24 protein-coding genes are annotated in these 25769 nt (G+C 41.7%); 8 read left to right on the forward strand and 16 right to left on the reverse strand.

Annotation, left to right across the window (positions count from 1 at the left end; all coding sequences use genetic code 11):
• The first annotated feature begins 247 nt into the window (after positions 1-247).
• The 4 genes from AOG27_RS10310 (at position 248) to AOG27_RS10325 (ending at position 8866) form a co-directional block, all read left to right on the forward strand.
• Positions 248-2392 (forward strand): glycoside hydrolase family 16 protein, encoded by a 2145-nt coding sequence (locus AOG27_RS10310; protein ID WP_054552944.1) that lies wholly within the window; start codon positions 248-250, stop codon positions 2390-2392.
• A 78-nt stretch (positions 2393-2470) separates the two neighbouring features.
• The gene (locus tag AOG27_RS10315; protein ID WP_054552945.1) at positions 2471-5422 is read left to right on the forward strand and encodes a TonB-dependent receptor; all 2952 of its coding nucleotides are present in this window, start codon (positions 2471-2473) and stop codon (positions 5420-5422) included.
• A 228-nt stretch (positions 5423-5650) separates the two neighbouring features.
• Complete coding sequence (dcd, locus tag AOG27_RS10320; protein WP_054552946.1) at positions 5651-6238, forward strand: dCTP deaminase; 588 nt, start codon at positions 5651-5653, stop codon at positions 6236-6238.
• A gap of 132 nt (positions 6239-6370) precedes the next feature.
• Entirely contained in the window at positions 6371-8866 is a 2496-nt protein-coding gene (locus AOG27_RS10325) for an EAL domain-containing protein (RefSeq protein ID WP_054552947.1), read from the forward strand.
• Here AOG27_RS10325 and AOG27_RS10330 read toward each other — a convergent pair.
• Positions 8832-9608: a CLCA_X family protein gene (locus AOG27_RS10330; RefSeq protein ID WP_054552948.1), complete on the reverse strand. Its 777-nt coding sequence runs from the start codon at positions 9606-9608 to the stop codon at positions 8832-8834. The two genes, AOG27_RS10325 and AOG27_RS10330, sit on opposite strands and share 35 nt — an antisense overlap.
• Positions 9608-10207, reverse strand: a complete 600-nt coding sequence (locus AOG27_RS10335; RefSeq protein WP_054552949.1) for a tRNA-uridine aminocarboxypropyltransferase — start codon at positions 10205-10207, stop codon at positions 9608-9610. The genes AOG27_RS10330 and AOG27_RS10335 overlap by 1 nt, the downstream gene beginning before the upstream one ends.
• Before the next feature lie 121 nt (positions 10208-10328).
• On the opposite strand from AOG27_RS10335, the gene AOG27_RS10340 reads away from it, so the two are divergent.
• Positions 10329-10673 (forward strand): Hpt domain-containing protein, encoded by a 345-nt coding sequence (locus AOG27_RS10340; RefSeq protein WP_054552950.1) that lies wholly within the window; start codon positions 10329-10331, stop codon positions 10671-10673.
• 93 nt (positions 10674-10766) lie between these two features.
• On the forward strand, positions 10767-11984 hold the full coding sequence (locus tag AOG27_RS10345) for a pyridoxal phosphate-dependent aminotransferase (RefSeq protein ID WP_054552951.1): 1218 nt from the start codon (positions 10767-10769) through the stop codon (positions 11982-11984).
• Between the two features lie 25 nt (positions 11985-12009).
• Here the strand turns inward: AOG27_RS10345 and AOG27_RS10350 are convergent, their stop codons facing one another.
• The 4 genes from AOG27_RS10350 to AOG27_RS10365 are packed head-to-tail and all read right to left on the reverse strand — an operon-like array spanning position 12010 to position 14910.
• A complete protein-coding gene (locus AOG27_RS10350) occupies positions 12010-12477 on the reverse strand; it encodes a glycine zipper 2TM domain-containing protein (RefSeq protein WP_054552952.1) in 468 nt (155 codons plus the stop codon).
• Positions 12478-12489: 12 nt separating this feature from the next.
• Positions 12490-13101: a penicillin-binding protein activator LpoB gene (lpoB, locus tag AOG27_RS10355; protein WP_054552953.1), complete on the reverse strand. Its 612-nt coding sequence runs from the start codon at positions 13099-13101 to the stop codon at positions 12490-12492.
• 10 nt (positions 13102-13111) lie between these two features.
• A complete protein-coding gene (locus AOG27_RS10360) occupies positions 13112-13537 on the reverse strand; it encodes a YcfL family protein (protein ID WP_054552954.1) in 426 nt (141 codons plus the stop codon).
• Between the two features lie 8 nt (positions 13538-13545).
• Positions 13546-14910, reverse strand: coding sequence for a COG3014 family protein (locus AOG27_RS10365; RefSeq protein WP_054552955.1), 1365 nt, complete (start codon positions 14908-14910; stop codon positions 13546-13548).
• A gap of 134 nt (positions 14911-15044) precedes the next feature.
• Between AOG27_RS10365 and AOG27_RS10370 the strand changes: the two genes are divergently transcribed.
• The gene (locus AOG27_RS10370) at positions 15045-15917 is read left to right on the forward strand and encodes a DMT family transporter (protein WP_235523690.1); all 873 of its coding nucleotides are present in this window, start codon (positions 15045-15047) and stop codon (positions 15915-15917) included.
• Here the strand turns inward: AOG27_RS10370 and AOG27_RS10375 are convergent.
• The 7 genes from AOG27_RS10375 to AOG27_RS10405 form a co-directional block, all read right to left on the reverse strand.
• A complete protein-coding gene (locus AOG27_RS10375) occupies positions 15898-16599 on the reverse strand; it encodes a M15 family metallopeptidase (RefSeq protein WP_054552956.1) in 702 nt (233 codons plus the stop codon). The two genes, AOG27_RS10370 and AOG27_RS10375, sit on opposite strands and share 20 nt — an antisense overlap.
• Positions 16596-17726 carry a succinyl-diaminopimelate desuccinylase gene (gene dapE / locus AOG27_RS10380; protein ID WP_054552957.1) on the reverse strand — a complete coding sequence of 377 codons (1131 nt, stop codon included), beginning with the start codon at positions 17724-17726 and terminating at the stop codon, positions 16596-16598. Before dapE ends, AOG27_RS10375 begins: the two co-directional genes overlap by 4 nt.
• On the reverse strand, positions 17726-18070 hold the full coding sequence (locus tag AOG27_RS10385) for an ArsC family reductase (protein ID WP_054552958.1): 345 nt from the start codon (positions 18068-18070) through the stop codon (positions 17726-17728). The genes dapE and AOG27_RS10385 overlap by 1 nt, the downstream gene beginning before the upstream one ends.
• Positions 18071-18075: 5 nt before the next feature.
• Positions 18076-18573, reverse strand: coding sequence for a PTS glucose transporter subunit IIA (locus tag AOG27_RS10390; RefSeq protein ID WP_054552959.1), 498 nt, complete (start codon positions 18571-18573; stop codon positions 18076-18078).
• A 3-nt stretch (positions 18574-18576) separates the two neighbouring features.
• Positions 18577-18969, reverse strand: coding sequence for an ACT domain-containing protein (locus AOG27_RS10395; protein ID WP_054552960.1), 393 nt, complete (start codon positions 18967-18969; stop codon positions 18577-18579).
• Between the two features lie 209 nt (positions 18970-19178).
• Entirely contained in the window at positions 19179-21335 is a 2157-nt protein-coding gene (gene pta, locus AOG27_RS10400) for a phosphate acetyltransferase (protein ID WP_054552961.1), read from the reverse strand.
• A gap of 4 nt (positions 21336-21339) precedes the next feature.
• Entirely contained in the window at positions 21340-22554 is a 1215-nt protein-coding gene (locus tag AOG27_RS10405) for an acetate kinase (protein ID WP_054552962.1), read from the reverse strand.
• A 290-nt stretch (positions 22555-22844) separates the two neighbouring features.
• On the opposite strand from AOG27_RS10405, the gene yfbV reads away from it, so the two are divergent.
• Positions 22845-23291, forward strand: coding sequence for a terminus macrodomain insulation protein YfbV (yfbV, locus tag AOG27_RS10410; RefSeq protein WP_054552963.1), 447 nt, complete (start codon positions 22845-22847; stop codon positions 23289-23291).
• Here yfbV and AOG27_RS10415 read toward each other — a convergent pair.
• From AOG27_RS10415 to xthA, 3 genes are read right to left on the reverse strand one after another with little or no spacing between them, the layout of a single operon-like run.
• Positions 23288-24085 (reverse strand): putative RNA methyltransferase, encoded by a 798-nt coding sequence (locus tag AOG27_RS10415; RefSeq protein ID WP_054552964.1) that lies wholly within the window; start codon positions 24083-24085, stop codon positions 23288-23290. The genes yfbV and AOG27_RS10415 overlap by 4 nt on opposite strands.
• Positions 24082-24732, reverse strand: a complete 651-nt coding sequence (locus tag AOG27_RS10420) for an energy-coupling factor ABC transporter permease (RefSeq protein WP_152967138.1) — start codon at positions 24730-24732, stop codon at positions 24082-24084. Before AOG27_RS10420 ends, AOG27_RS10415 begins: the two co-directional genes overlap by 4 nt.
• Positions 24729-25538 (reverse strand): exodeoxyribonuclease III, encoded by an 810-nt coding sequence (xthA, locus tag AOG27_RS10425; protein ID WP_054552965.1) that lies wholly within the window; start codon positions 25536-25538, stop codon positions 24729-24731. Before xthA ends, AOG27_RS10420 begins: the two co-directional genes overlap by 4 nt.
• Between the last annotated feature and the right edge of the window lie 231 nt (positions 25539-25769).

Genomic DNA, 25769 nt, shown 5'->3' on the forward strand with positions numbered 1-25769 from the left:
TCTTAAACCCCTCTTTTAGCCTTATGTAGCCTACATTTTCGTTAAACATGTCCAAAAAACAAAATCGCCACAAATGTTAATATTTTATTGACGTTTTAATAACCTTATCATAGTCTAATGAAAGCGCTTACATTTACGGGGCTTTTTATTTGTCTTTAAATGTAAGCGCTTACAATTGACTGGTTAGAATAATATTCATATAAATCAGTTGAGTACTAACAAACACATAATGTTAGGGTTCAATGCAATGAACAGATTCAAAACACACTTAACACAACTTACAATGGCGCTTTCAGTAGCGACATTAGCTGGCTGCGGCGGCTCTGCCACAGATACGAAAATTGATACTGTCAACCCAACTGAGCCTGTTTCAGACTGGGTGATGGTTTGGGAAGATAATTTTGATGGCGATGCTATCGATGACAAAAAATGGAGTTTCGAAATAAACTGTGCGGGTGGCGGTAATAACGAAAAACAATGTTATACCGACAGTGAAGAAAACGCCTTTATTGCAGACGGTATTCTTAATATCGTTGCATTGCTTGCGGAAGAAGGGGCTGATAAGCCTTATACCTCTGCGCGTATTAATACTCGTTACAAAGCTGATTTTAAATATGGTCGCTTTGAAGTACGAGCAAAGCTGCCTAGTGGGCAAGGTTCTTGGCCTGCGTTTTGGATGATGCCTACCGATGAAGTTTATGGTGGATGGCCTCGTTCAGGAGAAATCGACATTGTTGAGTCGGTTAATTTAAAAGTACCAACCGATGACGGTGTAGAGTCAAATATCTACGGCACGTTACATTACGGCCAAGAGTGGCCAAATAATGATAGCAGTGGTAAAGCGTATACCTTCGCGCAAGATTCTAATCCGGCAGATGACTTTCATACTTATGCTATCGAGTGGCAAGAGGGGGAAATTCGTTGGTACGTAGATGATTATTTATATGCTACACAGCGCCAATCAGAAGTGCTTTATGATGCGAAGGGCAATGAGATTGCACTTAAGCACAGAGGCTGGTATTCAGAGTACTTTGATCAAACAACCGGAGAGTTAACAACTTTCTGGGATGCATCTCCTTACGATCAAGAATTTTATTTAATCCTGAACTTCGCAGTGGGTGGTGATTGGCCTGAAAACGTTAATGCAACCGGTATTGATGCAACTGTATTCGAAAATGGTCAAACTTTTGAAGTAGACTATGTTCGTGTTTATGAGTGTGCGCAAGACCCTGATACAGGTAAAGGTTGTGAAACCGTGCGCCCGGGTTACGACAACTTAGACGATGCACTTGTGCAAGGCAAAGCACCTGCTCCAACACCACCAAGTGATGGCACGGTAACGCCGCTTACTATTTTTGATAGCAGTTTTAACCCTAACTGGCCTGCATGGGATTGTTGCGGTGAATCAACACCTGCGCTTGTTGAAGATGCAGAGCGTGGTAATGTAGTTGAGTTTGTTGTAGGTGCAAAACCTACAGTAAATGGCTTTATTAGCCGTGATCTCTTTATTACCGATGAAAATGGTGAAGCGTCTCCTTATGACGCCAGCGCTATGTTAGAAGATGGTTTTGTGCGTTTTGATATGCAAGTGACTTCATTACCTTCTACTCCAGATGCACCTTGGCTTTTCAAAATTGAAAGTGATGAAGGCAAGACAGCCGTTGAACTAAACCTAAGTGCTAGCACTGAAGGTGTTAGCCCAGTTGCTGGTGAATGGCAAACTTATACCTTCCCACTGCAAACATTAGCTGATGCGGGTTTAAATGTATCGCTGATTGATGTGATCATGATTTTCCCTGCGTGGGGTCAAGGTGATGGTGCTGTTTATCGTGTGGATAATGTAGAGATCACAAATGATGCACCTCCTGCAACATTAACTCTTTTTGCTGACGAGATGAATCTTGATTGGCCACTTTGGAACTGTTGTGGTGATTTAGCACCTATTGAGGCCGTCGATGATGAGCAACATGGTTTGACTGCTGAATTTTCGATTGGACCAAAACCAACCGTTGTTGGCTTTAACAACCGTACTACATCAGGCGGCAGTGGCAGTCAATTTGATGCATCATCTTTAATTGATGAGGGTGTATTGCAATTTGAGATGAAGATCACCTCTTTATCATCAACACCGGATGCAGCTTGGTTTGTTAAAGTAGAATCTAGTGGTGGCCCTGATAATGGTGGTACTGCAGTTGAAGTTAACCTTAATACCAGCATAGAAGGTGTTGACCCTGTTGCAGGTGAGTGGCAAACCTATACTTTTACGGTCAATTCATTGTTACAAGCCGGTTTAGACATAAGTTCAATTGATGTCATCATGGTATTTCCTGCGTGGAGTCAAGGTGAGGGAGCTGTGTTCCGTATTGATAATGCAGTTATTTCAAACCCGTAATTAACATTGGCAACAAGTGATGGGTGCTGAATATGGCACCCAGTATCCATGACAACATATTGCAAAAGCAGGTAAATCATGAAAAGCACAAAATTTATTAAAACACCTCTTGCAGCGTCAGTTGCGATGATCTTAACTGCAGGGCTGGGCACTATGTCTGCTTATGCACAAGATGAACAAGAGAAAGCTGATAACGATATTGAAGTTATCGAAATTAAAGGTATTCGTGGCAGTATGATCCGCGCCATGGATATGAAACGTGATGCAACAGGTGTTGTAGATGCGATTTCAGCAGAAGAGATGGGTAAATTCCCAGATACTAACTTAGCTGAATCATTACAACGTATTACCGGTGTATCAGTGAGTCGTTCTAACGGCGAAGGTAGCGAAATTACGGTACGTGGTTTTGGTCCTGAGTTTAACCTCGTAATGCTGAATGGCCGTCAAATGCCAGGCACGGGTTACACCCGTTCTTACGCCCTTGAGAATATTGCCGCTGACGGTGTCAGTGCACTTGAAGTAGCGAAATCAGGGCAAGCAGATGTACCAAGTGGTGGTCTAGGTGCTACGGTAAATATTATTACTACGCGCCCATTAAATAGCCCTGGCGAGAAATTTAGCTCGTCTATTAAGGCTATTCACGATTCATCTAATGAGGCCGGTGATGATGTAACCCCAGAGTTTTCTGCAATGTACAGCAATACTTATGTTGATGATACATTTGGTTTTGCGGCATCATTCTCACATCAAGAACGTGATTTTCAACAGCAAAACGCCAATATTCAAGGTTGGCAAGCCAATGTTGATTTACCGACCCTTGATGAAGCTGACTACATTGACCCTCGTGCAGTCGATAGTGAAGGCAACCGTGTCGGTAATCATTTCTTTCCGAAAGACATGAACTACAGCATTGCTGATGTTGAACGTGAGCGCACTAATGGCCAAGTAACTTTACAGTACTCGCCAATTGAAAGCTTCACTGCAACGGTTGATTACACGGCGAGTCGTGCAATCACCGGTGTGAATACCGTGGGTTGGGGTATTTGGAATGAGTTTGGCAGTAACATTAACAGCTATGAGCTTGATGAAAATGGTACAGCGATTTATGCCGATATCAGTGGTAATGATGGTTCATTTACAGCAAGCCGTGGCACTACTGAAGTTAAAGCACGTTCAATTGGTTTAAACCTAGAGTGGCAAATTAACGACCAGTGGGAAGTTGAGTTCGATTATCACGATTCGAAAAACGAAACAGATAACGGCGCAGATGATGGCTTAGGTTCTGATGGTCAAATCATTCTTGGCTCAGATCAGTTACAGAGCAAAGTATATGATTATCGCACTGGTGAAGTTCCGCATGCCTACGTTAACTGGAACAATGGCACAACGGTGCTTGATCCAAGTGAGATTGATTCAAACTTCAGTCAGTTTATTTACTCGCCTGGTGAGTCTAATGTTGAGCAAGCTCAGCTTCATGCAACCTGGTTTAATGAAAGCTTTGAAATTCCACTTGTTAAAGTGAAATTCGGTGCTGCCAATACTAAGCAAACTATGGGCGGTTTTACTGCATGGAGTGGCTTACGTGGCGGCCCTGGTTTTAACCCATCATTCACCGAAATCTTCCCTGATGGCATGTTCACTTATAATGATACAGGCGACATGCTAGATCAATTCTCTGGTGGTGGTAGTGCCCTTGAACCAAATTACTATTACACCTATAGCTTTGAAGAAGCGTTAGCGCGTCAACTTGCTTATTTGAATGAAGACTTATTGGGCGATAATCAATACTCAATTGATCCATTCTTTGATGGTATCGACAGTGAAAGCTACGTAGAAGAGAAAACGCAAAGCTTCTATGTGAACAGCTTATGGGAGTTTGAATTATCTGATTACTTCGTACAGATTAACGCAGGTCTTCGTTATGAAGAAACGGATGTGACCAGTACGGTTCGTCAACGTGTTGAAAGCCAAGTTAACTGGGTGAGTGCATCTGAGTGGATCATGCAGTACGAAACTGGCGGTACAGATAACTTTTATCAAGAAGAAGGTAACTATGATATCTGGTTGCCGAACATCGACGTAAAAGTTGAAATTACAGACGAGCTTGTTGGTCGTGTTTCATGGGGTAAAACCATGGCACGTGCGCCGCTGGGTAATTTGGCTGGTGGCCGTAGCTTAACGGGTAGCCCGAAACCAGGTTCGCGTACAGGTAGCCAAGGTAATACTGATCTGTTGCCATTTGAATCAACTAACCTCGATTTATCACTTGAATATTACTACGGCGAAGGTAGCTACGCGTCGGTTGGTTACTTCAAAAAAGACGTAGATAACTTTATTCAAACGCAAATAACTGAAACAACCATTGATGGTTTATACGATATCTTAAATGGTCCTCGTTACATTGAAGCTGTGGCATCTGTAGAAGCTCGTGGTGAGCAAGCTACAAGTGACGCTGTGTTCAATGAAATGCTGGCATTAGGTTATGGTAATGTGGATGGTGCTATTGAACCAACGAGTTCTGATCCACTGATGGTATGGAATATTTCTCAACCACAAAACACGGATAGTAAATCGGTTGATGGCTTTGAACTAGCTGTTCAACACTTATTTGGTGAAAGCGGCTTTGGTTTAGGGGTTAATGCTACGTTTGTTGATGGTGATGTTGAATTTGATGTAGCAAGTTTGACTCAACAAGCTCCTTTATCTGGCTTAAGTGACTCAGCTAACTTCCAAGCTTTTTACGATAAAGATGGTTTATCTGTGAAAGTGACTTACGCATGGCGTGACTCTTACTTAATTGGTGTTGGTCAAGCACAAGGCTCATCTGATGCGCCGCCACAATTTGGCGATACATATGGTCAGTGGGACTTGAGTGTTAACTACGACATTAACGAAAACACGACTGTTTTCTTTGAAGGTATAAACCTTAACAACGAAACTGAGCGTGGCTATGGCCGTTACGAAGAGCAGTTCTTATTTGCTCGTCAATATGGACCACGTTACACAATCGGTGCCCGTTATAGCTTTTAATATGTGATCTCAAAAGGAACAAAAGCCGCTCGTTGAGCGGCTTTTTATTATCTATTTTAATTAATTAATAATTATTGAAGCAACGCACAGTTGATTTGTGTAATATATGCCTCACTAAGTCCACTATAATTAGCTTTTCGTAGACGCAAAAGGTTTGTGTTTTTTGTTAAAGTTATCGTTTTTTCCAACTTTAAATCAAATGTTTAAGTTGTTTAGGTAGAATAATAAATGAGATTATCAGATACCCATATTCAGCAATATATTGACGAAGGCCGCATTGTTATAGAGCCAGCACCAAGTAATGAAATGATCTCGGGTGTCACGGTTGACCTGCGTTTGGGCAATAAGTTTCGTGTTTTCCAAGATCATACTGCTGCGTATGTTGATTTAAGTGGCCCTAAAGATCAGCTTAATAAGGCAATGGAATCAATCATGAGTGATGAAATTGTGCTTGATGAAGAAGAAGCTTTTTTCCTTCATCCAGGTGAATTAGCATTGGCTATTACTCATGAAAAAGTTACTTTACCAGCAGATATTGTTGGTTGGTTAGATGGTCGCTCGTCGTTAGCACGCCTTGGTTTGATGGTACATGTAACAGCGCATCGTATTGATCCAGGTTGGTCGGGTAATATCGTTTTAGAGTTTTATAACTCAGGCAAGCTGCCACTTGCGCTTCGTCCAATGATGAAAATTGGTGCCATGAGTTTTGAAACCATGACAAGCCCAGCACAGAGCCCTTATAACACACGTAAAGATGCTAAATATAAAGATCAAAATACGGCAGTAGCAAGCCGCATTAGTGACGATAATAAATAATCCTTCAACATGTGGTCTTTGGGCCACATATCATTATTTGTTCAACTTTTTACTTATTTGCATTCTCATAAATTGGCAATTTAAGCGTATTCATCCCATACTTTTAGCTGGTGTTTAAAGCACGGAGCTAAAATGCACTTTATTGGCAAGCTGATCCATCAGGTTATAAAAATTTTGCTCGTTTTACTGGGCTGCGTATTGCTTCATAGTGCCAGTATTAATGCTGCAAGCAATAACTTACCGGTATGGGTACTTGATTCAGAACAGCCTTTAGCCAAACTTAGTCAGACCCTCGAAGTATCACTGCAAAATGCTGAGCCTTTAAATGCTTTAGAAAACAATACGGTTCGCCTCGCAGCACAAACCTCCTATTGGTTAATTATCGATTTACAGCAATTGCCTGAAAATAAAAACTATGTTGTTTATCTTAGTGAGCCTAACTTAACGTGGGCAAAGTTTTATCTGTTAGATGAAAATTATCAGTCCACCAATGATCAGCGGCTTGCTTCTCTAGAAAGTTTATCGAATGTGCGACCTCATTGGTTAATAGAGCACAGCCAAGGAGCTCGCTGGGCGCTAGTTAACTTTGTGCACAAAAGATCGCTAACATTAGAACTAGGTGTCGAAACAGCAAAAAGTTTTGAAGTTGACTTACATCAAACTATTTTGAGTTACGGTGCGATTTTAGGGGGGCTGATTTTGTGTATGTTTGTTTGTGGTGTTTACTTTTTTGTATCCCAGCGAACAAAATACTTAGTCCTAAATGCCTATTTTATATTGGTCACCATTGGGTTTTTAATCGATAACGGATTAATAAATTATCTAATTGGTGGTTTTAATTGGGAATCTAAATGGCCTGTTAATGAGTTCGCATTATGTTTTGTGAGCTATTTTTTATATCATTTTTTAGCGATCCATACCTATACAGCAAAGTTTAAAAAGGCCTGGCAAGCAATGATGCTGTGTTTATTCAGTGCAGCTTTATTGTCATCACTATTGCCTCATTTTAATCGTCAGTGGTTATTTATAGTCAGCTGTTTGGGCTTTTTGTGCTTTGCCTGTGTAATATTTTATAGTTTGATTAAGCGTAAGGGTAATCGTACTCATCTGCGTATTTTTATGCTTCTAATTATTGTTATTCAGGTGTTAAGTCTGTTTTTATGGAATGGATTTGGTATTGGCTACCATGGAATTCATAACACCATTTTATTGCTCACATCATTGGCGATCTGCTCCGTACTGTTATTAAAAGACCGTCAGCAAATTTCAGCATTTAGTTATTCGATGCTGCACGATGCGGATACGAAGCTACCAAATAAACAATTTTTACTCGCGCAAATGATGAAAAAAGTGTCGCAAAAGCAACATTTTTCAGTTTTATTATTTAAACCTCATGTACTCTCAAATGCACGTTCTACCTTTGGGTTTGAGCAAGCTAATATTTGTATCAATGAAAATCTAAGTATATTAAACATTCAGATGCAGACCATGAATACATTAAAGTTGGAAGTTCAAGCCACCAGAAGCACATGGCTTGCTCATATTGACGATAGTACATTTGGGTGTTTGATCTTGGGCGAACTAGAATTAAGTCATATTGAGCAATTTGCCTGCATGATCCATGGTGTGTTTGAAGAGGGCCTTACTCATGAAGAAATTAACTTAGTCGACCGTGTTGATATTGGTGTTGCTTATTACCCGATGCATGGCAATACCGCGAAACAAATATTGCAATGTGCAATACAAGCAATGACTGAAAAGCGCCTACAAGGTGAACGTTGGCGTATGTTCGACTCAGAAAGTGCGCGGCTTTCTGAACAAAGGTTATCCATTGCGGCAGCGCTTAAAATTGCGATTGATGAAAATCAGCTAAGTTTGCACTTTCAACCGCAGATATGTTTGAAAACGGGCAAAGTAGTTGGCTGTGAAGCATTACTGCGCTGGACACATCCAATTTTTGGTATTGTTAGTCCTGAGATATTTATTCCAATTGCAGAGTCAGCAGGGGTGATCAATCAGCTAACAGAGTGGGTCGTTGAAAAGGGAGTTGAATGGCAAGCGAAGTTTTGCAAACTGATACCCGATCATGTTATTTCCATCAATATTTCTGCAAAGGATTTATTAAATAAAAATTTACCTGTGCTGCTAATTACCATTTTAAATGAGCAAAATGTGGCGGCTGAATCAGTGATGTTAGAGCTCACTGAATCAGCGACCTTAGAAGAAAGTAAAAAAATTAAAGCCACGCTTGATGATTACCGTTTAATAGGTCTAAAACTCGCTATTGATGATTTCGGTACAGGCTACTCATCACTTGCCTATTTAAGCCAACTTGGTTTTGATGAAGTCAAAATAGATAAACAATTTGTGTTAAATCTGCCGTTTTCGGTTAATGATCAAAGTATCTGTAAGGCAACCTGTGATATCGCCACTACTTTAGGTGCACATGTTGTTGCTGAGGGTATTGAAGATGAGCAAAGCCTCGCTATGTTACAAAGCTATGGTTGCCAGTTTGGACAGGGATATTATTTTTCAAAACCCCTTGCTGCAGATGATTATTTAGACTGGATAAGCGAGGTACAAAAACTTGACCTTAATCTTGATGCAACAGCGAACCTAGCTGATTAAAATATTTAAGCAAGGCTTCAAAACAATTCATCGTATGCTGCTCATCCGGGTAGATTAAGCCACTTTTCGATAAGCCACTCACTAAAAAGCTATTTTTGATGTTAGGGTGGACGCTAATACACTTTTCAAAACAGCGGGCAGCTAGTTCCTCAGGCATACTCATATAAAGTTGCTTTACTTGCTTATCAAAAGCGATAGATTGTTTTACGAATTCATTTGGATTTTTACCAGAGTTATCTAAAAATACCTGATGATAAAACTCATTTAAGCGTTGATTAAGTGGATGACTCAAGTCTGGTGACTGTTCGAGCCACAGCGCCGAACAGAATTGCATGCTCTTTCTGCCGCTAAATAAGTGCTGACAAATATGATGGTCAAAAGCATGAAACCATTCATGGGCGAGTGCGCCACCACCTGCATTTTTAGCCAGCGCAAGGGTTTGGCTGTGAGCATTATAATGAGCCTGCACACCTTTTTGTCCACCATGACCAAAAGCAAAATTGAGTTTCCCTCTAAGGCCAATTGCCGTTGGCGGTAAAGTCAGTATTTGCGCAAGATCGGCTAAAGCATCGTAAATTAAATTCGCCGCTAATAGCCGTTCTTGCTTATTAACCCAATTACCAACCACCATAGTGCGAAAACCAAAGGTGTCGCGAATATCGTCAAAATCGATCTGATCATCAAAGCGATAATCGGGTCCTTGGCGATGAAAACCTGCGCTTAGTCGTTTTGATACACGCATTAGAGATAGCGTGCCTTAACATCATCCGGCATATGCTGGGTTTGCTTATCGACCAGTGCTGCTAATAATCTGTATAGTGGTGTTACATCAATGCCTTCAATTAATTTAAGGCTATGAGCTACAGCTTCTAAAGTTGATAAACTATCTGCTCGAGGTGCTTTACGGATGACGTATTTGTTTTGTGGTATGTGCTTAAAACTCACCGTTTGAAATGCACGGAGGCTAGGGGTTAATTGCAGCATTTTGTAGGCTTTTTTCCATGTACCATCAACTACGATTAAATGATTTAAAGACTGTTTGAAAGCATCTGTAGTGGCAGTGTGCTCATCTAGACTTAAGGCATCCTCAGTAGGGTAAAGAACCGCTGTTGTTGCTTTTGGCAATGTTGCAAGCTGTAAAAAGTCTTGCTCAGACTCACCAGCGATGATCTGGCAATTTTCTAAACCTAAATTCAGTAAATTGGCCGTATTTTTAGTGACTTTTTCCTCACTTGGGTGGCGTAATATAATGATTTTTAGTTTATTATTGATTATGCTTATTGAATCACATAAACAGGTTTTAATTGAAAAGCCACAATGTGAGCATAATTCTCTAGCCATAGATACTCTTGTATACATTTGAAGTCTCTTAAGTATACATGAGCTAGAGCTGTAATTTTGCATTTTTAAAGCAGACAGCTAAAATTGCGATTTAAATATTTGGTTTTATTAAGGGATAAAGATGACGACTATCACTATCGATGAAAGTGCGCTTGAAGGAATGGAGTCGCTACTGGGTGATCAATTTGCTGACACGCTTTCTTTTTGTTGTAGCGAGTTTCAAAGGTTAGGCTCTGAAGTGCACGCTAATCTTGGTTCAGACAACGAAGCTGCAGCGCGTCATGCTCATAGCTTAAAATCAAATGCTGCCCAATTTGGAGCCCAAAGTCTATCTGAGCTCGCTCAATCAATTGAGCATGCACTCAATGAAGGGAATGCTGATATAGCACAGCAAAACAGTGCAAGTATCGATCAGCAAGTTTCTGGCTCTGTAGAAAAATTACAAGCTTGGTTCGCTACTCGCTAAAAACTTGAATTTATTTCAGTTATAACCGCAAAAATCCTCTGGCATGGTACCCCTTTACTGGGGTAGTCTTAAGGCTAATTAGTAGAGGTAACCATGTCACAAATCAAAAAGAGTCACAAACTAGACGGTGTCTGTTATGACATACGTGGGCCTGTGCTTGCACAAGCTCGAAAAATGGAAGACGAAGGGCAAAAAGTATTAAAGCTAAACATTGGTAATCCAGCTGCCTTTGGCTTTGATATGCCTGAAGATATGCACAAAGATATCATTCGTAACTTATATTCAGCCCAAGGCTACTGTGACTCTAAAGGCCTCTACTCAGCCCGTGTGGCTGTCTATCAACACTATCAGCAACGCGGTTTATTTAATCTTGATGTCGATAATATTTATATTGGCAATGGGGTCAGCGAATTAATTCAAATGACCACACAAGCATTACTTGATAATGACGACGAAGTGCTTATTCCTGCACCGGATTATCCGCTATGGACTGCATCGGTTAAATTAGCAGGGGGTAACCCTGTGCATTATCTATGTGATGAAGAACAAGATTGGTTCCCTGATATTGCTGATATTAAATCGAAGATCACGTCAAAGACTAAAGCGTTGGTGCTTATAAATCCGAATAACCCAACCGGTGCGGTGTATAGCGATGATCTGTTGATGGAACTTATCAATATTGCTCGCGAGCACAAGTTGTTGTTACTGAGCGATGAAATTTACGAGAAAATCTTGTACGACGGTGTCAGCCACAGCTCAATTGGCGCACTGTGTGATGATGTACCAATTATCACCTTTAATGGCCTAGCAAAAACGTACCGCGCTGCGGGATTGCGAATGGGCTGGATGGTGCTAAGCGGTCGCACTAGCATGATGGACGACTTAAGCCGTGGCCTAGATATGCTGGCATCAATGCGCTTATGTGCCAATGTACCAGCACAATATGCTATTCAACAAGCTTTAGGTGGTGTGCAGTCAATCGATAACCTGATAAACCCAGGTGGTCGGCTTTACGTTCAGCGTGATATTGCATGGCGTGGTTTAAATGCAATTGATGGTATTAGCTGTAAAAAGCCTAAAGGGGCGCTTTACGCATTTGCGAAAGTGGATACGGCGCACTTTAATATTAAAGATGATGAGCGCATGATTTTAGATTTACTCAAAGCGGAGAAAATCTTATTAGTGCATGGTCGCGCTTTTAACTGGCCTGATCCTGATCATTTTAGATTGGTGTTTTTACCAAACAAAGATGATTTAACAGAAGCCATGAGTAAGATGCAGCGATTTTTCGCTGATTATCGACAAAGCTAAAGAAAGCGAGCCGAGGCTCGCTTTTTTAATACGCTTTATCAACACGCACCGTGTTATCGGTGAGGTACACCAAACGTACTTTATCACCTTGGTTAAACAGCATTTGGTTATCTTTGTCTTGCACAACCATAAACTGTTCGCCGCTTTCTACTTTGATCATCAATTCAACGAGCTGATATTGTATAACGCGACTGTTTTGTTGACGGTTGTGAGCAACAGAGCCACCAATCATCGAACCTAAAATGGTTGCTACAGTACGGCCACTACCGCCACCAAACTGATTACCGATTACACCGCCAATAAGTGCACCGCCAAAGGTTTCCCAACCGTTGGTTTTATCTTTGACCAGTTCTTGTTCAGTAATGGTTCGTACTGACTGTACTGAGCCAAACAACACCTGTTGTACTGGTACTGCTTTGTTACGCTGGTATTCAGCATAACTAGGCGAGCTCAGTAATAAACAGCTTGCTAAGATTGCTACTAGGTATTTCATAAACCCTCCTGGCTACCAGCCAAAAGTTGATTTCTCACGTGTTTTACGGATTTCAGTTTCATCAGCCCACTCAACTAAGCCGCTTTTTAAATCCATTAAACGCATAGTGAATTTGTAATACACATCAGCCTTGTCAGCATTTGATTTAACAATGCTCGATAAGTTGCCGTATAACATATATTGCGCACCAACTTGCTGGCCAAAGGCAATAGCGGTATTTGGATCAACTAGTGGATCGACGTTTTGGAAATTAAGTTGTTCGCGCACAGCTTCAACACGGGTCATATCAACAAAGCGGAACTTACCACTGCGTAATAACTGTGTTGAGATTGAATCGGTGATTGATTCAGTATCAATATGCTCGCTCGTTTTGTTTTTAATACGCTCAACAAACACGATAGGGCGAGTATTTGCTGTCATGGTGCCAACCACAGGTGAAGCAAGTAACGAGTCTGTCATTTGGCTGGCTACTTTTTGTAGATCTGTTGAACCAAAATTTATGTCTGTGGTTTCAACAGCTTGCGCATCACCATAGCTAACAACGGCCTTATTAGCACAGCCAGATAGTAACAAAGCGCTTGTCATTGCAACGGCCGCAGCCGACTTAACAGAAAGTAATTTCATTGTAGTATCCTTAATCTTCAAATTCTTGTGCTTCTGTTGACACTTCACGCACTGCAAGCGAGAAGGTGACAGCATTTGCTGTCGGGGCTAGGCCCGGTAATTGAGTTTTAGCAAATCCAAATAAAGTAATGGGTTGCCAAGGTGAGTGGTTGCCGCGAATAACAAAGCCATCAGCGTCATACCAAGTAAATTGGTATTGTAAATATTGAGATTTTTTATACTGGCTTGCCAGTGTCACAACCACATCAGTTAAGCCGTTCGTTTGGCGTGTTTTTACATCTGTAATGGCTAATTTCTTGCCAAGTTCAGGGTTATTAACAATCAGTTGTTGGTTATACTGTTGTGATGCCTGCTCAACCCCAATGCCAGAAGTGGTAGGGCGTGAGGAGCAAGCCGCAACAAGTAAAATGGTTAATAGTGGCACTAAGTATTTCATCATTGCTCCTAGAGTTGTACAACGTGTGTGTCGTAGTAGTTATTTATGGAAGTTAGAAAAATCAAGGTTAACCCTTGCTTACCAACCGTAAAAGTTATTTCGCCATGCCCTGGCACAGTTAAAGTGTGCTGACCTGTGGGCATTGGGTGCTGAGCAATGCTAAGTTGGCTTGGTAAAGTCAACCAGCTTCGTGTATCAGCTTGCTCAGATGCAACGTTATAAATGTTGGCTAAAATGTTACCAACATCGCCGCCACTTCTTGCTAACTCTGCACGTACCTTTTCTTTTGCTACCAGACGCATTACTTGTCGGGTTATTCTGCCAGCACTTTGATCCTTTAATGTCTTCGCCGCTAGCGCTTCGAGCCTAACAATGGGCGTCAGTGGCAAATTTTCGCCATCGAGAGTCACTGTTTTATCACTGGCCGCATAGGGCGCAGCGCGATAAACTGGCATGGCAACACTATAAAAGCGTGCATCGCCACGCGAAGTATAAATAGGTAACCGTAAATTAAACTCTTGCCTTGCTGGTATTAAACCTTGCTCTGCAATTACAATTACTTGGCCTGTGTTTGCTTGAGCTTGCTTTAATTTGCCAAAGCGTTTGCTAAATTCTTCAAAGTCCTGATCAAAACCTTGTTTTTTGGCAAGGCGTAACACTGCTTGCTGTAAGTAGCTATTCTCACTGTTTATTTCGAGCGCTTTCTTATAGTCGATATAGGCATCATCAAATTGTTTATCTGCCTCATAAAGTAGGGCCGATAAATAAAACGTAAAAGCATTTTGAAAGCCATTTTTGACATTACCAATTAACTCGGCCATATCAGGGTAGCCTTCAGCGGAGTTTTCCGCTTGTTCATCAAGTGCGGCTTGATTATCTTTTAGTGCATCTTCTTGCACTTTATTAGCGCGTCTAACTTCAACTAATGCAGATTCAAGTTGTTTATCAAATACATAACTCAGTGCTTTGTAGCTATGCAGCATGGTCATTTCATAGGCTGCTGGCTCATAACCAATCACTGAGTCATTGGTTAATAATGAATTTGTTTGCTCAAGGCCTGCACTTAGCTGTACTTTGGCTGCTTGACGCTTTTTTTCCATATTTTGATAAACAGCTTCAAAGGTCTCATTGGCCTGAGAATTTTGTTTAGCCAAAAACTCAAGACGGGCCGTTTCAAGCTGATTTAACAAATAGTTACTATGGCCTCGGCTGTTACTTGGCAAAAGCTGCTGAGCACTTGCTATGTTATTTTGAGAAACAGCTTGGCGCACAGGTCTTAGCTGCGTCGCATAATCTTGGAATAGATCAGTAATACCTATGGTACTGCAACCAGATAACAGTAAAGCAGCTCCAATAAATAAACGTCGATGCACTGAACACTCCTTTTAAACAATGTACTCAGATTAGCATACGCGGCTTAACCTTATATGATAAATTATGTAAAAAATCGTAAGTTAATAGACAACTTTCTGGTCTTTTTATTTTTTATGTTAAAGGAACACCGCATTTGTTAAGCACTGTACTGTATACCTTTATTGCACTTTGTGCGTTTGCAGCTAACTCTTTGCTGTGCCGAATGGCATTGCAAAGTGGTGATATTGATCCGTTAAGTTTTACCGTCATTCGCTTAGCGAGTGGGGCGTTTATGTTGCTTGGTATACTTTTATGGCAAACAACTCTATTGAGATCAAAATCACAATCAGCACAACCTTTAACCGACAAAGGTAGCAATATCAGTGCGCTTAGTTTATTTTTTTACGCGCTGTGCTTTTCAGTTGCCTATGTTGATTTAAACACTGGCACAGGCGCACTTATCTTATTTTCAGCAGTACAGTTAACCATGATAGGCCATAGTGTTTTAAATAAAGAACCACTCAGTAAAGTGCAGTGGGGGGCTTTGTTTGTCGCTTTTGCGGGGTTTATATACTTAATGCTACCCTCAGCCACGGTGCCTTCTTTCATGCCGGCAATGCTCATGGCGTTAAGTGGTGTGGCGTGGGGTGTTTACAGTATTCGCGGAAAATCATGCAGCTCACCTTTGCAAGCAACCAGCTTTAACTTTCTAAGAAGTTTAATACTTGTGCCAATTTTAGTCTTTCTAGCCGTGGTTGATTGGCAGGGTATCACAGCAACTGGCGTTTATTTGGCGATAGCTTCAGGAGCGCTTGCATCTGGGCTTGGTTATAGCATTTGGTACATTGCACTACCTAGGCTTAAAAGTAGCCAAGCAGGTGTGGTACAGCTAACCGTGCCCGTGCTTGCCACATTAGCTGGGGTGGTGGTCTTAGATGAGCAATTAACAGCGCGTTTAGTTGTAGCCAGTGCCTTAATTCTTGGCGCTGTACTGGTGTTTTTAATGGCTAAAAAGCGCAGTGTCTAGATTTGGGCTTATTAACATTTAATACGTAGCGTTCATACAGGGTGTTTAGTTCGGCTAGTATCGCTTGTTTGCCGCTAAGCTCACTTTGATCAATACATTGTTGTAATGTTGCAACTGACAAATACTGCATCATCTTAGCAGCTGCACCAATGTGGCTGATATGCCAAGGCTCAGGGGCAACCCCACCTTTGTATTCTTGGTAAGGGCGATAAAAACCATACTTTTCTAGGTTATCGTCAAGCCATGCAGCAAGCTTGGCAAAGGGCCCTGTGGGCGAATACTCATCAGGGGTTAATTGCAGCTGGTAATCATCGTCAATAGGGCGGGTATCGTAAATGTCGAGGTCGGTACCAAAGTGGTGCCTACTTGCCCCAGGGAGTGCCGAGTAAAGCATAATAGCGTGGCACTTTTCAGTATCACTTAGGCTTTTTAAATCTACCGTTTGTTGCTCAAGGGTGTAAACTGGTCGAAGGCCCTGAAATTTAGCATTCCAAATTGCACTTTGACGATAAAAATCACGAAAGCTTGAGGCAATTGTCAGATCAATTCCTGCTTGTTTTGCCCCTTGCTGCAGAGCTAAAAAATCATCGACAATATTACGATGCAAGCGATGATTTTGTAGCTCAACTAAATGTGAGCTACTCAACCCAGTGGCGCATTGCTTAAGCTCTGTTTGGTTCATGTAAGCAGCTGCTCTAAAATCACTTCGTAAATATCAGCAAGTTGAATTAAATCATCGGTGCTAACACATTCATCTACTTTATGAATGGTTTCATTACGCGGACCAAGCTCAATGACTTTGGCACCCGTTTGTGCGATAAAGCGACCATCAGAAGTACCGCCGGTAGTTTCAAGTGCGGTGTCGCGTCCAGTTACCTGCTTAATAGCGTGCACGGTGGCATCAACTAACGGGCCATGGTCGGTTAAAAACGGTAGTCCATTAACAATCCAATTTAGCTCGTAATTGAGGTTGTGTTTCTCAACAATATCAACCACTCGTTGCTGTAGCTGTTGGTGAGTTACTTCGGTGCTAAAGCGAAAGTTAAATTGAATTTCAAGCTCACCTGGGATCACATTACCGGCACCAGTGCCACCGTTAATATTCGAAACTTGAAAGCTGGTTGCAGGGAAAAATTCGTTACCTTGATCCCACTCGGTTTGACTTAGCTCAGTTAACGCAGGAGCAGCTAAATGAATTGGGTTTTGTGCTAAATGCGGGTAAGCAACATGGCCTTGCACACCTTTCACAGTTAAAAAGCCAGTTAATGAACCACGACGACCATTTTTTACCACATCGCCTAGTACATCTCGTGAAGATGGTTCGCCAACTAGGCATAAATCAATCTTCTCACCTCGTGCTTCAAGGGTATCGATAACACGGGTTGTGCCGTTGATAAACGGGCCTTCTTCATCAGACGTAATTAAAAACGAAATTGACCCTTTATGATCAGGGTGTTTAGCGACAAAACGCTCGGTGGCAACCACCATGGCAGCTAAAGAGCCTTTCATATCGGCTGCACCGCGGCCATGTAACATACCGTCTTTTACCTGTGCAGAAAAAGGAGGGTGCTGCCAATTTTTTTCAGGACCTGTTGGTACAACATCTGTGTGACCAGCAAAACAAAAATGCGGTGACGCATCGCCCTTACGAGCCCAAGTATTTAGCGTATCAGTGAAAAACAGTGATTCAATATTAAAGCCAAGTTTTTCAAGGCGTTCGTTCATTAACGCTTGGCAACCAGCATCTTCAGGCGTTACTGATTCACGCTGAATAAGCGCTTGAGCAAGTTCAATAACAGGGTGAGTCATTAGGCAAAAATCTCATCGTATTGAGCGGCTTTAAAACCTAAGTGGTATTGGCCGTTATGCACAAGTACCGGGCGCTTGATCATCGCAGGTTGCTCAACCAGTAATGCTAATGCAGTTTCTTTATCTAGGTTTTGCTTTTGCTCATCAGATAATTGACGGTAAGTTGTGCCGCGTTTATTAACTAAATCTTGCCAATCAATGTGCGCTGCAAACTCATTAACTAGCTCAGCACTAATGCCGTCTTTACGGTAATCATGGAAAGTAAATTCTTGATTGTTATCAGTTAAATATTTCTTGGCTTTTTTGATTGTATCGCAATTGCTGATACCGTACATGATAGTCATAAATTCTACTTTTTCGTTACAGTGAGTAATGTGTCTACCCCAGCAGTGACCTGAGATAGTGAATAATATAGGGGTCCAAGGTGTTGGCTATTGAGAACGCACAGTGTGCCAAGCATAGGGCTGCTCAGCTCGCGTAAATCAAAATAGGCTAATCGTTCACCTTGGCTAATTTTACTGCCGTTTAATTTAGCAATATTGGTGTGGTTGATATGTTCTTCAACCGATGAAAACGATAAGTTTAATAAAACTTTTAAACCGTTTTTTGCCTGTAAAATGTATTCTTTACCGGCATTTTTAACTTGTAATAGGGTTCCATCGAATGGCGCGATGATGTTGTGGCTAGTTAGTTCAACACTAATCCCTGGGCCAAGGGTGGCAAAACGAAAAAATGGCTCAGGATGCTCGTTAATGCTTTTTACACGCCCAGTAAATGGGCTTTTAATGGCCATGCAGCGTGCTTTTCTGAGGCTGCGTTCGGGTAAGTATTGAACTTCGTTAGTCATGGCTTATTTAACATCACCTAGCACATGGTAACCGTCTTTTTTCAGAGCTGTAATGGCTTTTGCCATACTTTGCTTTTTCACCAATACATAATCGGTATCGTAAGTTGATAAAGCAAAAATCGAAATCGACGCTTTTGCTAACACGCCAGAAATATTCGCCATAATACCTGTTAATGAAAAACCAAGTGGGCCAATGACTTCCAGTGCTTGCCAGTCGGTTTCTTGGTCCAGACTGTCGAGCTGGAAACTACTAGGGCAGACAATAGACAGCTCATCAGCCGTTTTTGCAATAAAGAAAATAGCTTGTTGTAGTAAGGCAGGATCAATCGTCGCATCGACATCTAAACTATGAATGGTAAGTTCTTCACTATGAAGTTGTAACGTTTGTTTTGACATCTGCGATCCTATCTTTGAAGCCTTTGAATTTATAGTATAGGTAAACAAAGTTAAGATAAAGCGCAATAATTTTGATTGCTGAGGTTTTGCCCAATATCGCTGTTGAGGTTGTCCACAGATTCTGTGGATAAATATGGGAATAGGTCAGTATAAAGAAGGTAATAGGCTAATTTATAAAGGGTTTATAAATTAGCCTAAATTTTGAAGGGTTAATTTTCTAAGCTTTCAACTTGCTTAGCTTGAATCGCTGTAAGGGCAATGGTGTAAACAATATCGTCTACTAATGCACCTCGGCTCAAGTCATTTACCGGCTTACGCATACCTTGCAGCATAGGGCCAATACTAATTAAATCAGCACTACGTTGTACGGCTTTATAAGTTGTATTACCGGTATTTAAATCGGGGAATACAAACACTGTTGCTTTACCTGCAACCGGGCTGTCTGGTGCTTTCTTAAGTGCTACGTTTTCCATAATTGCAGCGTCGTACTGAAGCGGGCCATCAATCACTAAATCAGGACGCTTTTGCTGGGCAAGTTTAGTGGCTTCACGCACTTTTTCTACATCAGCACCTGAACCCGAGGTACCCGTACTGTAGCTTATCATTGCAACACGCGGTTCAATACCAAACGCAGCCGCTGAATCAGCTGATTGAATCGCGATATCGGCCAGTTGCTCTGCTGTTGGGTCTGGGTTGATTGCACAGTCACCATAAACCAGAACTTGATCAGGTAACAACATAAAGAACACTGACGATACCAACGATGAACCCGGTGCAGTTTTAATTAACTGTAGCGGTGGGCGAATCGTATTCGCTGTGGTGTTAACCGCACCCGACACTAGACCATCTACTTTACCTTGTTCAAGCATCATAGTGCCGAGCACCACGTTATCAAGTAATTGCTCTTGGGCAACCACTTCTGTTAGGCCTTTGTTTTTACGAATTTCAACCATAGGCGCAACGTAATCGTTGATCACATCCGCTGGCTCAACAATAGTTACGTTATCGTTAAGCTCAACACCTTGTTGCTCAGCAATACGTAAAATCTCTTCTTTGTCACCAAGTAAGATTGTTTTTGCAATGCCACGTTGGCCACAAATTGCCGCAGCTTTAATTGTGCGTGGCTCATTACCTTCTGGTAAAACAACGGTTTTATTCGCTTGACGGGCTTTGTCTGTTAGTAAGAAACGAAACGCTGGCGGAGACATTTTACGAGTACGACCAACACTTTGCGCCAAGCTGTCTAACCAGTCAGAGTCAATGTGGCTGGCGTTGTGATCTTTTACTTTATCAATACGCTGATCATCATCACACGGTACTTCCATATTGAAGTTGTGCAGTAATAAAGACGTGCGCCACGTATCTTCTTCTGTAGCAAGAATTGGCAGGCCGGTATCCATCGCTTGTTCGCATAATTTCATGATGCGATCTTCCGGCTTAAAGCCACCGGTTAATAAAATAGCCCCAAGCTTGGTGCCATTCATAGCCGATAAACAAGCGGCAACTAATACATCAGAGCGATCGCCCGGAGTGACCAGTAATGCACCTGGGGTAAAGTGGCTTAAAATATTCGATACAGTGCGAGCACAGAAAGTAACGCGACGTAAACGACGGTGAGCCATGTCGCCTTCGTTAATAACTTCAGCCTTTAGGTATTCACATAAATCACGCACACGCGGCGCCACTAGGTCGAAATCCCACGGGATTGAACCTAATAACTTAAATGGGTGTTTTCTGAAAATAGGCAGTGATGCTAAACGGTTTAATTCGTTTTCAAGTTGCTCAGGCTCATGGGCCTCAACAAGGTCAGCACGGGCACGACCTTCGTCATCTAAAGGGGCATTAACTTTATTGAAAATACAACCTAACACGCGAGGGTGGTTAACACCGCCATAGTTGCCTGAGGCAATTTCTAAACGGTCTTCAATTTGGTCGTTGCTATCGTTACTAGGCGTTAAAACAAAAACAATATCAGCACCCAGTGTTTGCGCGATTTCACGGTTTACACGGCCTGCATAAGGCTGACGGCGTGTCGGCACCATACCTTCGATAATAGCAATTTCGTCTTCTTTAATAGTGCTTTCAAAGCGCTCTACGATTTCTTCTAGTAAATCGTCGCCTTTACCATCACCAATCATTTGTTCTGCATAGCTAAGCTCAAATGGTGTTGGTGGATTAATAGGCGAGCCATGGGTGACAATTTGCGTGGACTTTTCAGGGCCTGTATCGCCAGAGCGTGGCTGTGCAATTGGCTTGAAAAAGTTCACTTTGAGCGCTTTTTGCTCAAGTGCACGCACTAAACCAACAGAAACAGATGTTAAACCAACCCCAGTCGAAATAGGGATCAACATAATTCTACGTGCCATTTACTTAACCCTCCTTTGCAATGCGGGCTGCATCGTTAGCAATAACCCATTCTTCGTTAGTCGGGATCACAAACGCTTTAGCATGCGTTTGGCCTTTTGAAATTAAGCCTTCTTTACCAAAACGTGCCGCTAAGTTTGCAGCTTCGTCACACTCAAGGCCTAAAAAGCCCAATTGGGTGATCACTTTGTCGCGAATGATATCTGAGTTTTCACCAATACCACCGGTGAAAATAAGCGCATCAAGGCGCTGCACAGGTACTAAGAATGCGGCGATTTGTTTTGCTAAACGGTAGCAAAAAATATCGAGTGCAAGGTTCGCTTGCGGGTGGCCTTCAACAGCGGCTTCTTCAATAGTGCGACAGTCATTTGATAGTTCACTAATACCTAATAAGCCACTTTGCTTATTAAGTAAGTCATCAATTTCTTGCACTGAATAATTTAGTTGCTGAGTTAAAAACGTGAATAAACCCGGGTCGATGCTACCACTGCGCGTGCCCATCACTAAGCCTTCAAGCGGTGTTAAACCCATACTGGTATCAACGCTCTTACCATCTTTAATCGCACACACTGAACAACCATTACCTAAATGCGCACTGATCACATTGGTTTGGTCGCGCTCTTTGCCGAGCATTTTTGCTGCTTCACCTGCAACATAATAATGGCTTGTACCATGGAAGCCATAACGTCTTACGCCGTGCTCTTTATAAAGCGAGTAAGGCAGGGCGTATAAGTACGCAATACTTGGCATCGTTTGATGAAATGCTGTATCAAACACCGCAATTTGTGGCAGCGCTGAGAACGCTTGCTGTGCAGTACGAATGCCTAATAAGTTGGCTGGGTTATGAAGTGGAGCAAGTGCGGCTGTTTTTTCGATAGCTGCAAGTACATCATCGTCAATAAGTACAGATTCAGTGAAATGCTCACCACCGTGCACAACACGATGACCCACAGCAATTAAATTATCTGCAAGGCCTAGCTCATTAACTAGCTTCACAAGCTCAGCAATTGCTGCATCGTGGGCTTGGCCCTTTGCAAGCTCAATAAGTTGTTTTTCACCATTATATTTATATTTGATTGAAGGCGTGTCTGAGCCAAGGCGCTCAGCTAAACCAGAAATAACTTCGTCAGAAGTGGCGGCATCTAAAATGGCAAATTTTAAACTTGAACTACCACAGTTCAGTACTAAAACATGTTGTGGTGAGCAAAGGGGCGTCGACATAGCTAGGTCCTAAAAGTACGATATCAGTCAGTGTATATTAAGGCTTGATAATTAGAATTCTTTGCCAGTATAGTAAATAAGTATTTTGTTGCTACACTTAACAAAGCTAGGCTGTAATTATACTAAAGTCTGGTTGACTTAAGCCGATAACATTTTATCTCATTTAGACTTTAAACGTTAGTCTCCTAACCATTAATTTGGTATTAAAACTAGGACAGGTTTTGCAGGGATTGTATCCGGGAGTGTGTTACACTCGGTTGTGAAACAAGTTGAAAACCCTAGGAGTGATGATGCAAAAAGGTGTCATGTCACAAGTGCAAACAGGTCGTCAGTACGCTAAAAAATGGCCGATGCGACAAGAGCTCGCTCCATTGTTTGCCGAATTTAGAGTGATCAAGGCCACTGATCTGGCAATTACAGTGATGCCAATATTGGCAATGCTGACCGTATTTATGCAAGTGAATTACTTAGGTAGTGATTATTTTCCACAAGCTATCACTATTGCGCTTTTCTTTTTATCACTTCCGCTGCAAGGTTTGTTGTGGCTAGGCCGCCGTGCAGAAACCCGTTTAGAGCCAGCAATGCTAAGTTGGTACACCGAGCTGCACAGTAAAATGAAGGCGCATGGTTATCAGTCACAATTAACGACTGAAAAACCACGCTATACTGATTTAGCTCAATTATTAAAAGATATGTTCGAAAAAATGGATAAAGCCTTCACTAAAGAACACTTCTAATCGCGAATAAACTGGCTCACATAAAACGATAACGTTACTTTTTGTGGGCCTTGTTGCTCTATCTGTTGCCAATGCTCTGGACGAAACTTCCACGCAAACGGCGTCATCATAATTAAATGTTTTATCTCACCGACAGACAACAGCACCTGTTGCTCTAACAAGTTTATCGACGCTTTGCTGAAGCCTGCTGGTGGTTCTATCTCTGTATGCGGTTTTACATCAGCATAAATAAACGCTTTTAACTCTTTAAGGTGCCAAGGGCCAGGACTTGCAACAATTAAACTAGCTTGCGGCTTGGCAAGGCGGGCAAGCTCTTGTGCAAATAAAGGGGCAAACACACTAACAAGCACATCAGCCTGCGCATCTGCAAAAGGGGCTTGGCTAATCGACGCGACACTAAAATGCGCATTTTCGTAACGCTTAGCGGCGTATTTGACCGCGGGCTTAGATATATCAACACCATATACATCGGCACTCGACTGTGCAGCTATAGCTTGAGTATAAAAACCTTCACCACAGCCTAAATCAATCACTGAACTTGGTTCGAGAGATGCCACTAACTCAGCTAAAGCCTGCTGTAAAAACAAATAGTGTCCGGCACTTAAAAAAGCGCGGCGAGCCTGCACCATTTCAAGGTTATCGCCTGGTTGTTTCGACTTTTTATTTTGCACGGGAAGTAAATTGACATAACCCTCTTTGGCGATATCAAAACTGTGGTTGTTGTCACAACGGTAAGTTTTGTCGGTTAGAGTAAGTTCAAGTTTGCAAAGCGGGCAGTGATAGTGAAGACTCATGAGTCTAAATAGTCCTTATCATAAAAGGTTTTAACCCAATGAGGGCGATAGGTGATCATCAAGGTAATGGCCATGCCATTGAGCATTGCTTCAGGAAACCAAATTATGGCACACAGAATCAGATAGTTTTCTGAAATCTCAATAAAACTGTAATCACCAAGCAAGTAATAAAACACACCGCTGGTAAGTATTTTAATACAGGCGATAACAGCAGCGGTTAAAAACGCGCATAAAAAGATATAAATAAAAAAGTGTCTTGGTAAATAGGTATAGCAAATTACAAAGCACAGATAGCTCAACGTAATTGGAATGAACGCTGTAAATAACAAATGCACAGGCAATAAACTGATTGGCAATTGTGCAACCAGCACTAACAACAAACTCGCCAAGGTACTTGCAAAAATAGCCAGTCGCCAACCTAAAATTAGGGTCACTGCAGTAACCCCTAAAATATGCAATTCGAGGCCTGGCAATATCCCCGCTTTAATGCGCCACAGTACCGCAAGTACTAAAGCACATGCGAGCACACCAACTTGTCTTATTGGCGTTGCCAATAATTGTGATGCGCTTTGCTTATCAAAGCTGAGCCAGAGTATTATAGCCACACAGCTCCACAAAGGGAGCTGCCATTGCAATGTGTCTATCATGCGTTAAATGTTGACCAAATTGGCGCATGATCAGATGGTTTTTCGATACCTCGCAATTCGTAATCGATACCAGACTCAACACAACGCTCAGCAAGAGCTGGAGTTGCTAAGATCACATCAATACGTAGACCACGGTTGTCATCAAAACCTTTTGAGCGGTAATCAAACCACGAGTATTGCTCAGTTTTTTCTGGGTAAAGTTCACGGAAGGTATCTTTAAAGCCCCAGTTTAATAAAGTGCTTAACCATTCACGCTCTTCAGGTTGGAAAGAACACTTACCTGTTTTTAACCAGCGCTTACGGTTTGGTTCACCAATACCAATGTCGAGATCGGTCGGTGAAATATTAATGTCGCCCATCACAATAACATCTTGCTCTGGCGTGTGGTTATCTTCTAAGTGAGTCATTAAATCTTTATAGAACTGACGCTTATAAGGGAATTTGGTTTCGTGGGCAATATTATCGCCTTGTGGGAAGTAGCCATTCATCACCGTTAGGTCACGACCATTTTCTTGTGTCACGGTAACACTGATCATACGACGCTGTGATTCGTCGGTATCGGTTGCAAAGCCTTTAACAACTGATTTTGGCTCTTGTTTACATAACATTGCCACGCCGTAATGTGCTTTTTGACCGTGAAAATAAACGTGATAACCCATTTTTTGTACGTCTTCGAGAGGGAAGGCTTCATCATGTACTTTGATTTCTTGTAAGCCAATAATATCTGGTTGATGTTTATCAATTACGGCTTGCAATTGGTGTAAACGAGCGCGCAGGCCGTTAATGTTAAATGAGATTACCTTCATGGTGCACCTATTATTTTTGTTTCAGTGTTTAGCGCAATTCTATCATCAAACTAGGGCTTATTCATGAGCTAATTACGAAAATCAAATTGGGTAAATGTTGATCAATTGCTGCTTAATTTAAAAACATTGTTAACTCACTATTAATTATTAAATTAAATAAATAATTCAGTTGATCTGCTTATTTTTGTTTATATAATGCGCGCAAACCACCCGTTCATATTATGTACTATT

This window comes from Pseudoalteromonas lipolytica (assembly GCF_001306915.1).
In the GTDB taxonomy this organism is placed as follows: domain Bacteria; phylum Pseudomonadota; class Gammaproteobacteria; order Enterobacterales; family Alteromonadaceae; genus Pseudoalteromonas; species Pseudoalteromonas simplex.

Coding starts and splice junctions, on each gene's coding strand:
- xthA (WP_054552965.1), bottom strand. CDS start 25,538: ATGAAGGTAATCTCATTTAACATTAACGGCCTGCGCGCTCGTTTACAC.
- dapE (WP_054552957.1), bottom strand. CDS start 17,726: ATGACTCACCCTGTTATTGAACTTGCTCAAGCGCTTATTCAGCGTGAA.
- AOG27_RS10395 (WP_054552960.1), bottom strand. CDS start 18,969: ATGTCAAAACAAACGTTACAACTTCATAGTGAAGAACTTACCATTCAT.
- dcd (WP_054552946.1), top strand. CDS start 5,651: ATGAGATTATCAGATACCCATATTCAGCAATATATTGACGAAGGCCGC.
- AOG27_RS10350 (WP_054552952.1), bottom strand. CDS start 12,477: ATGAAATACCTAGTAGCAATCTTAGCAAGCTGTTTATTACTGAGCTCG.
- AOG27_RS10345 (WP_054552951.1), top strand. CDS start 10,767: ATGTCACAAATCAAAAAGAGTCACAAACTAGACGGTGTCTGTTATGAC.
- AOG27_RS10310 (WP_054552944.1), top strand. CDS start 248: ATGAACAGATTCAAAACACACTTAACACAACTTACAATGGCGCTTTCA.
- AOG27_RS10335 (WP_054552949.1), bottom strand. CDS start 10,207: ATGGCTAGAGAATTATGCTCACATTGTGGCTTTTCAATTAAAACCTGT.
- pta (WP_054552961.1), bottom strand. CDS start 21,335: ATGGCACGTAGAATTATGTTGATCCCTATTTCGACTGGGGTTGGTTTA.
- AOG27_RS10405 (WP_054552962.1), bottom strand. CDS start 22,554: ATGTCGACGCCCCTTTGCTCACCACAACATGTTTTAGTACTGAACTGT.
- AOG27_RS10325 (WP_054552947.1), top strand. CDS start 6,371: ATGCACTTTATTGGCAAGCTGATCCATCAGGTTATAAAAATTTTGCTC.
- AOG27_RS10415 (WP_054552964.1), bottom strand. CDS start 24,085: ATGAGTCTTCACTATCACTGCCCGCTTTGCAAACTTGAACTTACTCTA.
- yfbV (WP_054552963.1), top strand. CDS start 22,845: ATGCAAAAAGGTGTCATGTCACAAGTGCAAACAGGTCGTCAGTACGCT.
- lpoB (WP_054552953.1), bottom strand. CDS start 13,101: ATGAAATTACTTTCTGTTAAGTCGGCTGCGGCCGTTGCAATGACAAGC.
- AOG27_RS10390 (WP_054552959.1), bottom strand. CDS start 18,573: ATGACTAACGAAGTTCAATACTTACCCGAACGCAGCCTCAGAAAAGCA.
- AOG27_RS10385 (WP_054552958.1), bottom strand. CDS start 18,070: ATGACTATCATGTACGGTATCAGCAATTGCGATACAATCAAAAAAGCC.
- AOG27_RS10315 (WP_054552945.1), top strand. CDS start 2,471: ATGAAAAGCACAAAATTTATTAAAACACCTCTTGCAGCGTCAGTTGCG.
- AOG27_RS10420 (WP_152967138.1), bottom strand. CDS start 24,732: ATGATAGACACATTGCAATGGCAGCTCCCTTTGTGGAGCTGTGTGGCT.
- AOG27_RS10375 (WP_054552956.1), bottom strand. CDS start 16,599: ATGAACCAAACAGAGCTTAAGCAATGCGCCACTGGGTTGAGTAGCTCA.
- AOG27_RS10330 (WP_054552948.1), bottom strand. CDS start 9,608: ATGCGTGTATCAAAACGACTAAGCGCAGGTTTTCATCGCCAAGGACCC.
- AOG27_RS10340 (WP_054552950.1), top strand. CDS start 10,329: ATGACGACTATCACTATCGATGAAAGTGCGCTTGAAGGAATGGAGTCG.
- AOG27_RS10360 (WP_054552954.1), bottom strand. CDS start 13,537: ATGAAATACTTAGTGCCACTATTAACCATTTTACTTGTTGCGGCTTGC.